Consider the following 14,456-nt stretch of genomic DNA (forward strand, 5'->3'; position numbering starts at 1 on the left):
TAATGAATTAAGTGTTGCAGATCTCGCCTCATTGACCGCGCCGTCGCACCTGGCCCAGCCGAGAAGGCTTGCACTGGCGGGAATGATGCGACATGAGAAGCGCCGCGGCCGCTCCTGGCCGCGCCGATCTTCTCAGGAGAGATAAAAGGTCATGGCCTTTCTTGCCGACACCCTTTCCCGCGTAAAGCCTTCCGCCACCATCGCGGTGACGCAGAAAGCGCGCGAGCTGAAAAATGCCGGCCGTGACATTATCGGCCTTGGCGCCGGCGAACCGGATTTCGACACGCCAGACAACATCAAGAACGCGGCGATCGAGGCGATCCGGCGCGGCGAGACCAAGTACCCGCCCGTGTCTGGTATCGTGCCGCTGCGCGAGGCGATCGCGAAGAAATTCAAGCGCGAGAACAATCTCGATTACAAGCCCGAGCAGACCATTGTCGGCACCGGCGGCAAGCAGATCCTGTTCAACGCTTTCATGGCGACGCTGAACGCCGGCGACGAGGTCGTCATCCCCCGCCCCTACTGGGTCAGCTACCCTGAAATGGTGGCGATCTGCGGCGGCACGTCGGTGTTCGCCGACACCTCGATCGACAACGGTTTCAAATTGACGGCAGAGGTGCTGGAGAAGGCGATCACGCCGAAGACCAAATGGCTGCTTATGAACTCGCCGTCCAACCCGTCGGGCGCGGCCTACACCGAGGCCGAACTGCGCGCATTGGCCGATGTGTTGCTCAAGCATCCGCATGTCTGGACGCTGACCGACGACATGTACGAGCACCTGACCTATGGCGACTTCGTCTTCAAGACCATAGCCGAGGTCGAGCCGAATCTGTACGAGCGCACGCTGACCATGAACGGCGTGTCGAAAGCCTATGCCATGACCGGCTGGCGCATCGGCTATGCGGCTGGTCCGGTCCAGTTGATCAAGGCGATGGACATGATCCAGGGCCAGCAGACGTCGGGCGCCTGCACCATCGCGCAATGGGCTTCGGTCGAGGCGCTCAACGGCCCTCAGGACTTCATCGCCAGGAACAAGGCGATCTTCCAGGGCCGGCGCGATCTGGTCGTGTCGATGCTCAACCAGGCGCGCGGCATCACGTGCCCGTCGCCGGAAGGCGCCTTCTATGTCTATCCGTCCTGCGCCCAGCTGATCGGCAAGAAGACCAAGGCCGGCAAGGTGATCGACACCGACGAAGCCTTCTGCTCGGAATTGCTCGAGGCGGAAGGTGTGGCGGTGGTGTTCGGCTCGGCCTTCGGCCTCGGCCCCAACTTCCGCATCTCCTACGCCACCTCGGACGCGCTGCTGGAGGAAGCCTGCACGCGCATCCAGCGTTTCACGGCATCGCTGACCTGATCAACCCCATCTGAAGACAACAGAAAACCCGGCGTCATCGCCGGGTTTTGCGTAAGCTCAGCCTCGGCGCTCAGTTGCCGTACTGCTCGCCCGAAACCGCTTCCAGCCAGTCGACTGCAACGCCGTCGAGCGCTTCCTGCATGGCGATATGCGTCATCGCCGATTTCGGCGCTGCACCATGCCAGTGCTTCTCACCAGGCGCGAACCAGATGGTGTCGCCGGCCCTGATCTCCTGCATCGGGCCACCCCATGCCTGGGCAAGGCCGGCGCCAGAGGTGACGTAGAGCGTCTGGCCGAACGGATGCGTGTGCCAGTGGGTGCGCGCGCCCGGCTCGAAGCTCACCAGCGTCGCCCTCAGCCGCGCCGGAGCCTCCGTCTCGATGATCGGCGTCTGCAGAACCCGGCCGGTGAAGTATTTGTCCGGCGCTATGATGGTCGGCACGCTGCCGCAAGCAATGATCTTCATCGTCTGATCCTGAAATTGGTGGTGAAGCGACCCGCTCATCGGGGCAAACCGCATTCTCGGCCGATATCACCCAAGGCGCAACCGGCCGTTCGGCCCGCCATCACGAAGACGCGGTTTTCTCTCCTTAACCATGAACCTTTCCCGCATGGCGCAACAAGGCGAAACAAGGGCGAATTCAATGTCTTCTTAACGGCTGCGCACTAGCCGTGAGCCTGCATTGCAGGGGGCGATGAGATGAGCATACTGGCGACGATCAAGGACCATAGCGGCCGGATCTACCGCGCCATCCAGGCTCTGCTTTTGATCAGCATCGGCGCCGCGTTGCTTGGCACCGCCGAGATGTCGGAAAACCTGCCCTCCAACAGCGCCTACGCGGTCTCGATCCTGGCCGGGGGCTCGCCTTGCTGGCGCTGATGTACATGCGCAGCAGCGTCGTTCACAGCCTGAGATCCGCCGCCGCCGCCGAGGCGAAAAAGCATCATTTCCTGACCAGGGACGCGATGACCGGGGCGATGACCCGCCGCTATTTCCTGGAAGCGCTCGGCAACAGCCTGGGCACCATGCGCGACCGGCGCGATGCGGCCTTGCTTTTGATCGACCTCGACCATTTCAAGCAGCTCAACGACACCTTCGGTCATCAGTTCGGCGACCGCACCCTGGCGCATCTCGTCAAGACCACCGAGCGCATCTTTGCCGGCGGCATGGTCGGCCGGCTCGGCGGCGACGAATTCGGCGTCATCATCCCGCACGGCGATCTCGCCGCCATCAACAAGGATATCAGGCAATTGCTGGATGCCATGCGGGCCGGCAAATCACACGAAGGCAAGATCATTCCGCTCTCCATCTCGATTGGCGTGGCACTGGCGCCGGCCCATGCCTCGAACACGACGGAACTGATGCTGGTTGCCGACCTGGCGCTCTATGAGAGCAAGGCGGCAGGCCGTGGCCGCGTCACCGTGTTCGACGAGGAGATGCTGTCCGACAAGCGCTACCGCCGCCTGGTCGAGCGGGAATTGCGCGCCGCGGTCTATCTCGGCGAGCTCGAACTGCACTACCAGCCTATCGTTAACCCGGACGGGTCCATTTATGCGTTCGAGGGCCTGATCCGCTGGCGCCATCCGGTTCGCGGCCTGATCTCCCCGGCCGAGTTCATCCCCATCGCCGAACGCTCGACCCTGATCGACATGCTCGGCGAATGGGTGTTCAAGCGGGCTTGCGCCGATATCGGCCATTTCCCCGGGCGCCGCATCTCGATCAATGTCTCTGGCGAGCAGCTGAAGCGCGACGAGATCGTCACCATGTGCGACCGCGTGCTGAAGGAAACCGGCCGTTCGGCGGCACAATTCATCATCGAGATCACCGAGACGGTGGCAACCGCCGCCACATCAGAGATCCTGCGGCGCCTCGAAGCGTTGCGCGGCCTCGGCTTCCACATCGCGCTCGACGATTTCGGCACCGGCCATTGCGGCTTCAATTATCTGAAGACCTTGCCCATCGACAGCATCAAGATCGATCGCTCCTACATCCGCAGCCTTGCCCATGACCAGGTGGCGCAGATCTTCGTTTCGGCGCTGGCGCAGATCGCGCGCATCCAGGACGTCACCATCGTGGCGGAGGGTGTCGAGACACAAGAAGAGTTCACGCTGGCCAAGGCCGCCGGCTGCAACCGTTTCCAGGGCTATTTCTTCGGCAGGCCGGCGCCGCGCGACAAGATGGGCCCCTTGCGCGCCATCGATGATGCCGGACCCATGGCGCTGAGTGCCTGAGGGCACTGTGCGGGCACCCGATTTCTATTTTCCTTGCCCTGCCGGCAAACAAGTGGGACGATGCGACAGGGCAGGTGGCGACAAGAAAAGAACCCCGCCCGCGACGGTCGAACAGGCCGGCCGCCGCTCAGGACCGATTGACCACGCCTGAACCATGCATGCCAGTCGGTCCCTAGGGAAACGCCTGAGTGGAGGTCAGCCATGGGTACTCGCGCCGGAGGACGACGCACGGGACCGAAATGCATTGCCATAGTCGGTCCCTTTGCAAGCGGTAAGACGACACTTCTCGAAGCCATATTGGCCCGTACGGGCGCCATTCCCCGCCAGAACCCGGTCTCCTCGGGCAGTACTGTCTCAGATCATTCGCCGGAAGCACGCGCCCACGCCATGAGCGTCGAGGCGACCGTCGCCACCACCGAATTCATGGGCGAGCAGATCACCTTTGTCGATTGTCCCGGCTCGATCGAATTCTCCTTCGAGGCCGAGCCGGTGCTGGCCGCCTGCGACCTCGCGGTGGTTGTGGCCGAGGCCGACGAAAAGAAGATTCCCGCCCTGCAGCTCATCATGCGCAAGCTCGACGATCTCGGCGTGCCGCGCATCCTGTTCCTCAACAAGGTCGACAAGGCGATAGCGGGCGTGCGCGACACGCTGAAGATGCTGCAGCCGGCAAGCTCGGTGCCGCTCCTGCTGCGCCAGATTCCACTTCGCAAGGACGGCGTCGTCATCGGTTCGATCGATCTGGCGCTGGAGCGTGCCTACATCTACCGCGAGTACGCCGAAAGCGAGGTGGCCCAGATACCGGGCGACGACAAGGCGCGCGAACTGGAGGCACGCTTCTCCATGCTGGAGACCCTGGCCGACCATGACGACCAGCTGATGGAACAGCTGCTCGAGGAGATCGAGCCGCCGAAGGACGCCATCTTCGACGACCTTGCCGCCGACCTGCGCGATGGCGTGGTGACGCCGGTGCTGATCGGCACCGCCGAGAAGGGCAACGGCGTGCTGCGCCTCTTGAAGACGATCCGCCACGACGCACCCGACATCGAGGCGACCCGCAAGCGGCTTGGCGCCCCCGACGGCGGCGCCACCCTGGTCCAGGTGATGAAGACAATCCACACACCGCATGGCGGCAAGCTGTCGGTGTCGCGCATCCTGTCCGGCCAGGTCGCCGACAGTTCCGAACTCTGGCTGCCCGGCGGTGAGACGGCGAAGGTTTCCGGCATCTACAAGATGCTTGGCAAGGACCAGTTCAAGCTCACCGCCGCCAAGGCTGGCGACACCGTGGCGCTGGGCAAGCTTGACGAGGTCAAGACCGGCCAGACGCTGACCTCGGCCAAGGGCGGCACCAAACAGCTGTTCGCATTCGAGCCACCGCAGCCGGTATTCGCTTTCGCGCTGCGGCCGAAGGAGCGCAAGGACGAGGTCAAGATGTCGGCCGCCATCCAGCGGCTGGCGGAGGAAGATCCCTCGCTCAGCCTGCGCCACAACCAGGACTCGGCCGAGACGGTGCTGTCTGGCCATGGCGAGATGCATCTGCGGGTCGTGCGCGAGCGGCTGGAGGGCAAGAACCAGATCCCGGTCGAAGGCCATGCCCCGGCCGTGCCCTATCGCGAGACGATCCGCAAATCGGCGCAGCAGCGTGGCCGCCACAAGAAGCAGTCGGGGGGCCATGGCCAGTTCGGCGACGTGGTGATCGAGATCAAGCCGCTGCCGCGCGGCTCCGGCTTCCAGTTCACCGACACCATCACCGGCGGCGTCGTGCCCAAGACCTACATCCAGTCGGTCGAAACAGGCATACGCGATTACTTGAAGACCGGCCCGCTCGGCTTCCCCGTGGTCGACGTCGCCGTCAACCTGTCGGACGGCTCCTATCATGCGGTCGATTCTTCCGACATGGCCTTCCAGATGGCTGCGAAGCTCGCCATGAAGGAGGGCATGGCCGCCTGCTCGCCGGTGCTTCTGGAGCCGGTGATGAAAGTCGAGATCGTCACGCCGTCGGACGCGACCTCGAAGATCATCGCGCTCATCCCGCAGCGGCGCGGCCAGATCCTCGGCTATGACGCCCGGCCCGGCTGGCCCGGATGGGATGTCGTCGAGGCGACCATGCCGCAAGCCGAGATCGGCGACCTGATCATTGAGCTGCGCTCGGCAACGGCGGGCGTCGCCAGCTATCGCGCCGCCTTCGACCACATGGCCGAACTCACCGGCCGTCTCGCCGACGAAGCGATGAACACCAACGGCAAGGCCGCCTGATTTCGCCGCTATCCGCCACCTCTCGCCGTTTACGGGGAGAGGTGGCTGGCGGGACAGTGAGGGGCGGCGTCAAAGTTGGGGAAGCTCATGACCAGCGGGACCGACGCATGCCGCCCAAAAGTGAGCCGCGGCCTCGGGACAGTGACATACATAAAACCAAAAACGACGCCCGGGGGGCCGGACGCCGTTTTGTTTGCGGACCGTTTTCTTGGGAGGAGAAACGGCAGGTCCGCCGCATATGCCGTCGCCGGATTTCGGCGGAAAGAGGTTCGGACGCGGTAGCCGCCTGAGCCCGGGCCGTCCGAGTGATGCCCCCATCCCTCGTCCGAACCACACCGCGTCCTAGCCTCTACATAGCATCGGAAGGCTTCGTTGTCATGTTACCAGAGGTTACATGACACTGTTACGTGGCAATTCTGGTGAATTCCTCGGTCGCCCCGGCAAGGTCCGGGCAACAAAAAAGCCGGATCAACGAAGATCCGGCTGAGTTTGATTGGAAGTGCCTGTTAAGGCTAACCTCCAGAGGGGAACACTCGAGGGCGCTAATGGGAGGAGAACGCGCCCAGGAGATGATCTATATATCTGCTCATCATGCCCAAGAAACAAGCATCTATTTTGCAACACACGCATGCAAAAAGACGCAGGCTGTGGTCTAACCCATTCCGAAAGCCAATAGGACCAGCAGAATTCGCAGAACGGAGCGCGCCGGGGACCATTTGTCGTTGTGAAAAACGTCAATCCAGGCCGATTTTGCTCCAAAATGCCGAAAACTCCTGATGACCTGGAATCAGGCAGCGGCCGTTCAATTCTGAGGCAACCAGGCGGGAAGCAGCCAATGCGTCCTTTTTCAGCCATTGCCGGCAGCGGCGTTTTCCTGATCGCAGCGCCCGGTGTGGTTGCCGGACTTGTCCCCTGGCTGCTCAGCGACCGTTGGGGCTTGCCGTGGTCCACCATACCGGGCTTTGTTCTTGCCGGCGGCCTCCTCATCGTCGCCGCGGCCGCCGTGCTGCTGCATGCCTTCGCCCGCTTCGCGCTGGAGGGGTTGGGCACGCCGGCCCCCATCGCGCCGACCGAGAAGCTGGTGATCGGCGGCGTATATCGCCATGTCCGCAACCCAATGTATGTCGCCGTGCTGTCGATCATTCTTGGCCAGGCGCTGCTGTTCTCGAGCTGGACGCTTGTCGCCTATGCCGTCATCGGCGCGATAGCCATGGGCTCCTTCGTCAGGTTTTACGAGGAGCCGACGCTCGCAAGCCGCTACGGCGCCGACTATGAAACCTACCGCAGCAACGTCCCTGGCTGGCTGCCGCGCCTGACACCCTGGCGCGGTTGACGAGCAGCGAGCAGCGCTGTCCAGGGCATGTCGAGGCTCAGGTCAGGCCGAATGCCCTCAGAAGGACCAGCTTCTGGCCTTGGCAATGATGAAGTCGCGGAACACGTGCAGCTTGGCCTGGTTCTTCATCGCGTCGGGATAGGCGAAATAGGTGTCGAAGGACGGCACCTCGGTTTCCGGCAGCAACTGCACCAGGCCGGAGTCCTTGCTGATCACATAGTCCGGCAACATGGCGATGCCGGCGCCGCCCTGCACGGCGCGCTTGATCGACAATATGTCGTTGATCTGCAGCGACGGCACGCGCTGGCCGCCCTCGAAATCGCCGACCGTCTCCAGCCAGTTCAACTCCGACAGATGCGACGGCACCGGCAGGCCAAAGGTGACGATGCGATGGTTTCTGAGCTCGGCGACCGAGGCCGGCTTGCCATGCTTGGCGACATAGGACGGCGCCGCGTACAGGTGGAAATGCACGGTGAACAGGCGGCGCTGGATCAGGTCCGGCTGCTGCGGCTGGCGCAGCCGGATGGCGCAGTCGGCCTGGCGCATGGTGAGGTCGAGTTCCTCGTTGGCGAGGATCAGTTGCAGGCTGATTTCGGGATAGAGCTCGATGAATTCCTGCACCCGCTCGGTCAGCCAGCCCGCGCCGAGGCCGACGGTCGTCGTCACGCGGAGCACGCCGGAAGGCCGATCCTTTGTCTCGGTCAGGCGTGACTTGATGGTCTCGAGCTTCATCAGCACGTCATGCGCCGTGCGGAACAGCATCTCGCCCTGCTCGGTCAGCACCAGGCCGCGCGCATGCCGATTGAACAGCGGCACGCCCACATCATGCTCGAGCGCACTGACCTGCCGCGATATCGCCGATTGCGACAGGTGCAATGTCTCGGCCGCGTGCGTAAACGACCCCGCTTCCGCCGCAGCGTGAAACACGCGTAGCTTGTCCCAGTCCAACGCCATGATTCCCCTCGTTCTGTTTGGCGTCTGAATGAAAAATCAGGCTTTTACACGGCGTCTTTAAGCCGTTTTTTTAACAACCTACAGCGGCCTCTATTCCGCTGCTTCGCGATGCACCTCGATGCCGGCCAGATACTTTTCCGCCTCGAGCGCGGCCATGCAGCCGAGCCCCGCCGCCGTCACTGCCTGGCGATAGACATCGTCGGTCACGTCGCCGGCGGCGAACACGCCGGGCACGTCGGTGCGGGTCGAATCCGGTGCCGTCCAGAGGTAGCCGTTCGGCTTCTGCTTCAACTTGCCGACGAACAGTTCGACGGCCGGTGCGTGGCCGATCGCCACGAACACGCCATCCACCTTGAGGTGGCTTTCGGCGCCGGTCACCGCATGCTTGAGCTTCAGCCCCTCGACTGAAGGTGGCAGCGGCGCCTTGCCGGGGCGGCCGGTGATCTCGTCGACGATCGTGTCCCAGATGACGCGGACATTCTCCTTCTGCAGCAACCGCTCGCGCAGGATGCGCTCGGCGCGGAAGTCGCTGCGCCGGTGGATGACCGTCACGCTCTTGGCGAGGTTCGACAGATAGAGTGCTTCCTCCACCGCCGAATTGCCGCCACCAACCACAGCGACATCCTTGCCGCGATAGAAGAAGCCGTCGCAGGTGGCACAGGCCGAGACGCCGAAGCCCATGAAATCCTGCTCGGTCGGAATGCCCAGCCACTTGGCCTGCGCGCCGGTGGCGATGATCAGCGCGTCGGCGGTATAAGTCGTGCCGGAATCGCCCTTGGCGCGGAACGGCCGCACGTTGAGGTCGACCTCGGTGATGATGTCGTTGATGATGTCGGTGCCGACATGCTCGGCCTGCTTGAGCATCTGTTCCATCAGCCACGGGCCCTGGATCGGGTCGGCGAAACCGGGATAGTTCTCGACATCGGTGGTGATCATCAGCTGGCCGCCCTGCTGCAGGCCGGCGACGAGCATCGGCTTCAGCATGGCGCGCGCGGCGTAGACCGCCGCGGTATAGCCGGCAGGGCCGGAACCGATGATGAGAACAGGCGCGTGCTTGGTGTTCATTTAGAGCCTCAGCGGGGCGGACAATCGGGGGTGCCTTGGAGAAAGACGTGGAATTCGCGCTTAATGTAAGGGTTGCCAACCACGCCAGCAAGACGAACGGGCCGTCGTCCCCGGAAAGCTTCGGCCCAAGCGGTTATTCGCATGATCGCCGCTTTCGTTACGGTTCAAAAATCGCGTTGATGAGGGCTGGCGCCAACACAAAAGTCGTTTAATTACAAAATCGCGAAAGATTCTTGCGCCGAGCAGAGACAACCATGCCCCTGAAAGCCGACCTCGACGCCATCGACTGGAAGATCCTGCGCGAATTGCAGGCCGACGGACGCATGACCAATGTCGAGTTGTCGAACCGCGTTGGCATTTCCGCCCCACCCTGCCTGCGCCGGGTCAAGCGGCTGGAGGAAGCCGGCATCATCCGCGGCTACCGCGCGCTGCTCAACGCCCCGGCGCTCGGCCTCGATGTCGTCGCCTTCTGCCTGGTCGGCCTGCACCATCAGGCCGATGCCGAACTGCGCACCTTCGCCGAACGCACGCGCGGCTGGCCGATCGTGCGCGATGCCTGGATGGTCTCGGGCGAATCCGATTTCCTGCTGCACTGCGTGGCAAGCGACCTCGGTGCCTTCCAGACCTTTGTCATCGAGGAACTGACCTCGACGCCGAATGTCGACACGGTGCGCACCGCGCTCACCATCCGCCGAGTCAAGGATGAAGGCCTGGTCTCTTTCGAGCGCCCCTGAACCGGACGACCGCCCGCGCCCCCGCGAATTCCTGGTCTCCGCCACACCGGTGCCGCGTTGGTATTCGACAGAGGCTGATGTACAAGGCTGGACGGCTCTGCCGGACTTCGCCGCTGAACTGACCGCCTGATTGGTTTCTCAAGCAATTGCTGGAAAAATGTGTAACGGTTTTCCGCCCGGGATTGCGTAAGAACAGATGGCAAAAGCAGCGTCTGCTCCGGGGACGGCCCGCCATGGGAAGGGGACCATGACTCGATTTGCAAGCCCGGTCTCGGCGCTCATCATCTGCGTGGACGAGGCCGATATGATCGGCCCGTGCCTGGAAAGCATCGATTTCTGCGCCGAGATCATCGTTGTCGATTCCGGCTCGACCGACGGCACCGTCGAATGCGTGAAAGGCTATATCGCCAAGGGCTACCCGATAAAGCTGCTGCACAATGACTGGCCGGGCTTTCCCCGTCAGCGGCAATTCTCGCTCGACCATGCCACGCAGCCCTGGTGTCTTTCGATCGACCCGGACGAGCGTGTCGATGACCAGCTACGGCAGTCGATCGTGGCCATCACGCAGGCGGCCGACAACAAGATCAGCGGTTGGTACATCCGCCGCCGCGATTGGCTGAAGGGCTACGGCTATGCGCACCGCTGGGTGCTGCACAACAGGCTGATGCGGCTTTTCCGCCGGGAAGGCGCCACCATGGATCTCACCGCGCGGGTGCACGAAGCTTTCCACGTGCCGGGCGAGACCGGCACGATCGAAGAGGGCGTCCTGCTGCATCGCCGCGAAATATCGGTCGAGGAGGATCTTGCCCGGGCCAACGCCTATTCCGGCCTCAAGGCCGTCACGCTGGTCGAGAAGGGCAAGAAGCCCGGCCTGGTGCGGCTGGTGCTGTCGCCGTTCGGCAATTTCCTGAAATTCTACCTGGCCAAGCGCTACTTCCTGTGCGGCCGGCACGGTTTCGTCTACTCGATGTCCGTGATGATCTATTCCTTCGCTACCGAAGCCAAGCTCTACGAAGCCTCTGAACGCAACGATCCTGTATGAGTTGCCTGTCCTGGCTCAGGACCTGTTGTACCGGCCGAGCATTTCAATGGCTGCGAGCAGGCCACCGAGGTCGCTGCTGTCCCGCAGGGGCCTGATGGCGAAGCCGGGTTGAACCGCCGCCTGGCCGTCTACCAGCCAGCCCTGTGCCAGGCCAGCACGCTTTCCCGCCTGCATGTCGGCCAGCTTGTCGCCGACGATCAGCGAGCGCTGGAGATCTAGGTCAAGGCGTTTGCCCGCCTCGATCAGCATGCCCGCATTGGGCTTGCGCATTGGATGATCCGATACGCCCAGTGGCCCGACACCCGCCTCGTGGTAGGCGCAGGCAAGCACCATGTCGACGAACACGCCCTGATCGTGCAGCAGATCGAGAACGCGGCCGTTCACCGCGGCGAAGACGCTCCAGCCGAAATAGCCGCGCGCTATGCCGGATTGGTTGGTGACCACGACAACCGGAATCCCGGCCTCGTTCGCGGCTGCGATCGCCGGCAGCATCGGCGGCCTGAGCTCGATCTCGGCCGGATCGCTGGGATAGTCGGTATCGATGTTGATGGTGCCATCGCGGTCGAGGAACAGCGCCGGCACGTGCTGCGGAAAAACCCGGTCGCCGATCCGCTCGATCCACACCCCCGGCTCGACCAGCGGGTGCGATACCCCGTCAGCCATTGTGCAGGCGCGTTTCGACCACCTCGCACAGATGGTGGTAAAGGCACAGATGCCCCTGCTGGATGATCGGCGTCGAGGTCGACGGCACGTTGAGCAGGATATCGCACAGCGGCTTGAGCTTGCCGCCGGTGTCGCCGGTCAGGCCGATCACCGTCATGTCCATCATCCGCGCTTGTTCGGCGGCGGCGAGAATGCTCGGCGAATTGCCGCTGGTCGAGATCGCCAGAAGCACGCCGCCGGCCGAGCCATGCGCCTCGACCTGGCGCGAAAACACCGTGTCGAAGCCGTAATCATTGCCCCAGGCGGTCAGCACCGCCGCGTTGGCCGGCAGCGCTATGACATTGTAGGCCTTGCGCTCCTTGAGGAAACGGCCGACGAGTTCGCCGGCTATGTGGATGGCATCGCTGGCCGAACCGCCATTGCCGGCGATCAGGAAGGCCTTGCCCGACGCAAGCGCCGTCACCACGGCGCTCGCCGCGCGCTCCATCTCGCCGGTCAGGTCACGCTCGACCATCGCCGTGATCGCGGCCGCCGAGCGGACCAGATAGTCATTCAGTTCAGACATGAAACCCTCAGTTGGTGCTGCCGCCCGCGCGCAGTTTTCCGATGGTGCCGGTGGTGCTCTTGCCGGCGACGAGATCGACCAGCACGACGCGTCCGCCGGCCTTCTGCACGACATCGGCGCCCACCACTGTCTCGATCGTATAGTCCGCGCCCTTGACCAGTATGTCGGGCAGAAGCGCCTCGATCAGCGCCAGCGGCGTATCCTCCTCGAACACCACTACCGCGTCGACCGAGGCCAGGGCCGCGAGCACGCAGGCTCGGTCATGCTGGTCATTGACCGGTCGGCCCGGCCCCTTCAGCCGCCGCACCGAGGCATCGCTGTTCAGGCCAAGCACCAGCCGGTCGCACTGGCTGCGCGCCGCGTGCAAGAGGCTGACATGGCCGGCATGCAGGATGTCGAAACAGCCATTGGTGAAGCCGACGCTCAGGCCCTCTTCCTTCCAGGCCGCCACCATGCGCGCGGCCGACGCGGCATCGAGGATGGCGTCCTTGTGGGCGGTCGGTCCATGCGAGCGGAACAGCGCGCCGGTGAGTTCCTCGACCGTCAGCCGCGCGGTGCCGCGTTTTCCCACGACAACCCCGCCGGCGGCATTGGCGATCGAGGCCGCCGCGACCGGATCGGCACCCGACGCGAGCGCCAGCGCGAACGTTGCAATCACCGTATCGCCCGCGCCCGAGACGTCGAACACCTCGCGCGCCTGGGTGGCGATGTGGCGCGCCTCATCCGGGCCGACGACGCTCATGCCTTTTTCGCTGCGTGTGGCGACGACAAAGTCGAAGCCATGCGCAGAGATCAGCTCACGGGCCGCCGCGACGATCTCGTCATCGGCGAACACCGAACGGCCGACGGCCTCGCCAAGCTCCTTGCGGTTGGGGGTGATGGCGGTCGCGCCCGCATAGCGCGCATAGTCCCTGCCCTTCGGGTCGACCAGCACCGGTTTGCCCGCCTCGCGGCAGATGGCGATCAGTTCGGCGGCGACGCCATCGAGCAGGATGCCCTTGCCGTAATCGGACAGGATGACGATGTCGGCCGCCGCGAGTGCGGCGCGAAAATGCCGGATCAATCCGGCCCGCTCCGTTTCGCCGAGCGGCTTGATCTCTTCTTCGTCGAAGCGCAGCACCTGCTGGTTCAGTGCGCTGAAACGGCTCTTCGACGAGGTCATGCGGCCACCCTGCTGCGCCAGGCCTGCTGTGTCGGCGCCAAGCTCGCCCAGCATCCGCACCAGGCTGTTGCCGGCCGTGTCGGTACCCATCACCGAAACCGGAATGGCGCGCGCGCCGAGCGAGATGATGTTGGCCACGACATTGCCGGCGCCGCCCATCGCCGAGGTCTCGCCGCGCCCGTGCAGCACCGGGATCGGCGCTTCCGGAGAGATGCGCTCGATGACGCCGTTGACGAAGCGGTCGAGGATGATGTCGCCGACCACCAGCACGGCGACGTCGCCAAAGCGCGCAATGGCACGGTGCAGGGGTTCAGGGGAAGGCGGATTGTGCTTGATCATGTCACTGGCAACGCGCTTGGAAAACCGTCTCTGGAATATAGGGGTCGGCTGGCGGCCGTTCATGCCTGCCGATATACCGCAATTCGAGCCGGCGCAACGGCGATGCCCGTCAGCTCTTCTGCAGGGCAACGTGGACGCCGAGCCCGACCAGCACCGCGCCACCGGCCCGCTGCATAAGGCGCTGCGCCCGGCTCGACCGCCGCAGCCGGCCGATCACGAGGCCGGCCAGGAACACGCAGACAACGTCGGCCGACGAGAACATCAGGTTGACTATAGTGCCCAGCACGACGAATTGCAGCCAGACCGGGAAGGCCGCCGAGGCGTCGATGAACTGCGGCAGGAAGGCCATGAAGAAGATCGCGGTTTTCGGATTGAGCACCTCGACGGTGATGCTTTCGAAAAAAGCGCGTCGCGCCGATTTGCGCTCGATCGCGGGCAGTGCCACGTCGCCCTCGACGCGCTTGCGGAACAGCGAGACACCGAGCCAGATCAGATAGAGCGCGCCGACCAGCTTGACCGCCATGTAAAGTGGCGGCACGGCGTGGAACAGCACCGACAGGCCGGCGGCGGCGGCGAAGACATGCACGTAGCCGCCAAGATGAATGCCGAGTGCGGCCGTCAGGCCTGACCAGCGCCCACGCGCCATCGTCTGCGCCGCGGCATAAAGCATGGCCGGACCCGGGATATAGGCGAAGATCGCCGTCGTGGCGAAAAATGCGATGAGCAATTCGGTCGACGGCATTTTTGTCCCCTATGATCC

At 63.8% G+C, this 14,456-nt stretch carries 14 protein-coding genes; 7 read left to right on the forward strand and 7 right to left on the reverse strand.

Annotated features, from left to right (window positions below):
* Window positions 1-151 precede the first annotated feature (151 nt).
* Entirely contained in the window at window positions 152-1,354 is a 1,203-nt protein-coding gene (locus tag FJ977_RS24325; protein WP_140774677.1) for a pyridoxal phosphate-dependent aminotransferase, read from the forward strand.
* A 70-nt stretch (window positions 1,355-1,424) separates the two neighbouring features.
* Here FJ977_RS24325 and FJ977_RS24330 read toward each other — a convergent pair whose 3' ends face one another.
* Window positions 1,425-1,820, reverse strand: a complete 396-nt coding sequence (locus tag FJ977_RS24330) for a cupin domain-containing protein (RefSeq protein ID WP_140774678.1) — start codon at window positions 1,818-1,820, stop codon at window positions 1,425-1,427.
* 234 nt (window positions 1,821-2,054) lie between these two features.
* On the opposite strand from FJ977_RS24330, the gene FJ977_RS36425 reads away from it, so the two are divergent.
* From FJ977_RS36425 to FJ977_RS24345, 4 genes are all read left to right on the forward strand, one after another.
* Window positions 2,055-2,234: a hypothetical protein gene (locus tag FJ977_RS36425; RefSeq protein WP_246683312.1), complete on the forward strand. Its 180-nt coding sequence runs from the start codon at window positions 2,055-2,057 to the stop codon at window positions 2,232-2,234.
* Window positions 2,222-3,586, forward strand: a complete 1,365-nt coding sequence (locus FJ977_RS24335; RefSeq protein WP_246683313.1) for an EAL domain-containing protein — start codon at window positions 2,222-2,224, stop codon at window positions 3,584-3,586. The genes FJ977_RS36425 and FJ977_RS24335 overlap by 13 nt, the downstream gene beginning before the upstream one ends.
* A 201-nt stretch (window positions 3,587-3,787) precedes the next feature.
* Window positions 3,788-5,839 (forward strand): elongation factor G, encoded by a 2,052-nt coding sequence (locus FJ977_RS24340; RefSeq protein WP_140774679.1) that lies wholly within the window; start codon window positions 3,788-3,790, stop codon window positions 5,837-5,839.
* Between the two features lie 835 nt (window positions 5,840-6,674).
* Window positions 6,675-7,172, forward strand: a complete 498-nt coding sequence (locus FJ977_RS24345) for an isoprenylcysteine carboxylmethyltransferase family protein (RefSeq protein ID WP_140774680.1) — start codon at window positions 6,675-6,677, stop codon at window positions 7,170-7,172.
* A 57-nt stretch (window positions 7,173-7,229) separates the two neighbouring features.
* Here the strand turns inward: FJ977_RS24345 and FJ977_RS24350 are convergent, their stop codons facing one another.
* Window positions 7,230-8,126: a LysR family transcriptional regulator gene (locus tag FJ977_RS24350; protein ID WP_027044146.1), complete on the reverse strand. Its 897-nt coding sequence runs from the start codon at window positions 8,124-8,126 to the stop codon at window positions 7,230-7,232.
* A 90-nt stretch (window positions 8,127-8,216) separates the two neighbouring features.
* The gene (gene trxB / locus FJ977_RS24355) at window positions 8,217-9,191 is read right to left on the reverse strand and encodes a thioredoxin-disulfide reductase (protein ID WP_140774681.1); all 975 of its coding nucleotides are present in this window, start codon (window positions 9,189-9,191) and stop codon (window positions 8,217-8,219) included.
* Window positions 9,192-9,445: 254 nt separating this feature from the next.
* Here trxB and FJ977_RS24360 point away from each other — a divergent pair, with 254 nt between their 5' ends.
* Together FJ977_RS24360 and FJ977_RS24365 are read left to right on the forward strand one after the other, a co-directional pair.
* Window positions 9,446-9,925 carry an Lrp/AsnC family transcriptional regulator gene (locus tag FJ977_RS24360; protein ID WP_019860544.1) on the forward strand — a complete coding sequence of 160 codons (480 nt, stop codon included), beginning with the start codon at window positions 9,446-9,448 and terminating at the stop codon, window positions 9,923-9,925.
* 247 nt (window positions 9,926-10,172) lie between these two features.
* Window positions 10,173-10,967, forward strand: coding sequence for a glycosyltransferase family 2 protein (locus tag FJ977_RS24365; protein WP_140774682.1), 795 nt, complete (start codon window positions 10,173-10,175; stop codon window positions 10,965-10,967).
* A gap of 15 nt (window positions 10,968-10,982) precedes the next feature.
* Here the strand turns inward: FJ977_RS24365 and gmhB are convergent, their stop codons facing one another.
* From gmhB to FJ977_RS24385, 4 genes are all read right to left on the reverse strand, one after another.
* Complete coding sequence (gmhB, locus tag FJ977_RS24370; RefSeq protein ID WP_140774683.1) at window positions 10,983-11,630, reverse strand: D-glycero-beta-D-manno-heptose 1,7-bisphosphate 7-phosphatase; 648 nt, start codon at window positions 11,628-11,630, stop codon at window positions 10,983-10,985.
* On the reverse strand, window positions 11,623-12,195 hold the full coding sequence (locus FJ977_RS24375) for an SIS domain-containing protein (RefSeq protein ID WP_140774684.1): 573 nt from the start codon (window positions 12,193-12,195) through the stop codon (window positions 11,623-11,625). The genes gmhB and FJ977_RS24375 overlap by 8 nt, the downstream gene beginning before the upstream one ends.
* A 7-nt stretch (window positions 12,196-12,202) precedes the next feature.
* Window positions 12,203-13,696, reverse strand: a complete 1,494-nt coding sequence (rfaE1, locus tag FJ977_RS24380; RefSeq protein ID WP_140774685.1) for a D-glycero-beta-D-manno-heptose-7-phosphate kinase — start codon at window positions 13,694-13,696, stop codon at window positions 12,203-12,205.
* A gap of 109 nt (window positions 13,697-13,805) precedes the next feature.
* A complete protein-coding gene (locus tag FJ977_RS24385) occupies window positions 13,806-14,438 on the reverse strand; it encodes a LysE family translocator (RefSeq protein ID WP_140704947.1) in 633 nt (210 codons plus the stop codon).
* Window positions 14,439-14,456 lie beyond the last annotated feature (18 nt).

The organism is Mesorhizobium sp. B2-1-3A, from assembly GCF_006442655.1.
In the GTDB taxonomy this organism is placed as follows: Bacteria; Pseudomonadota; Alphaproteobacteria; order Rhizobiales; family Rhizobiaceae; genus Mesorhizobium.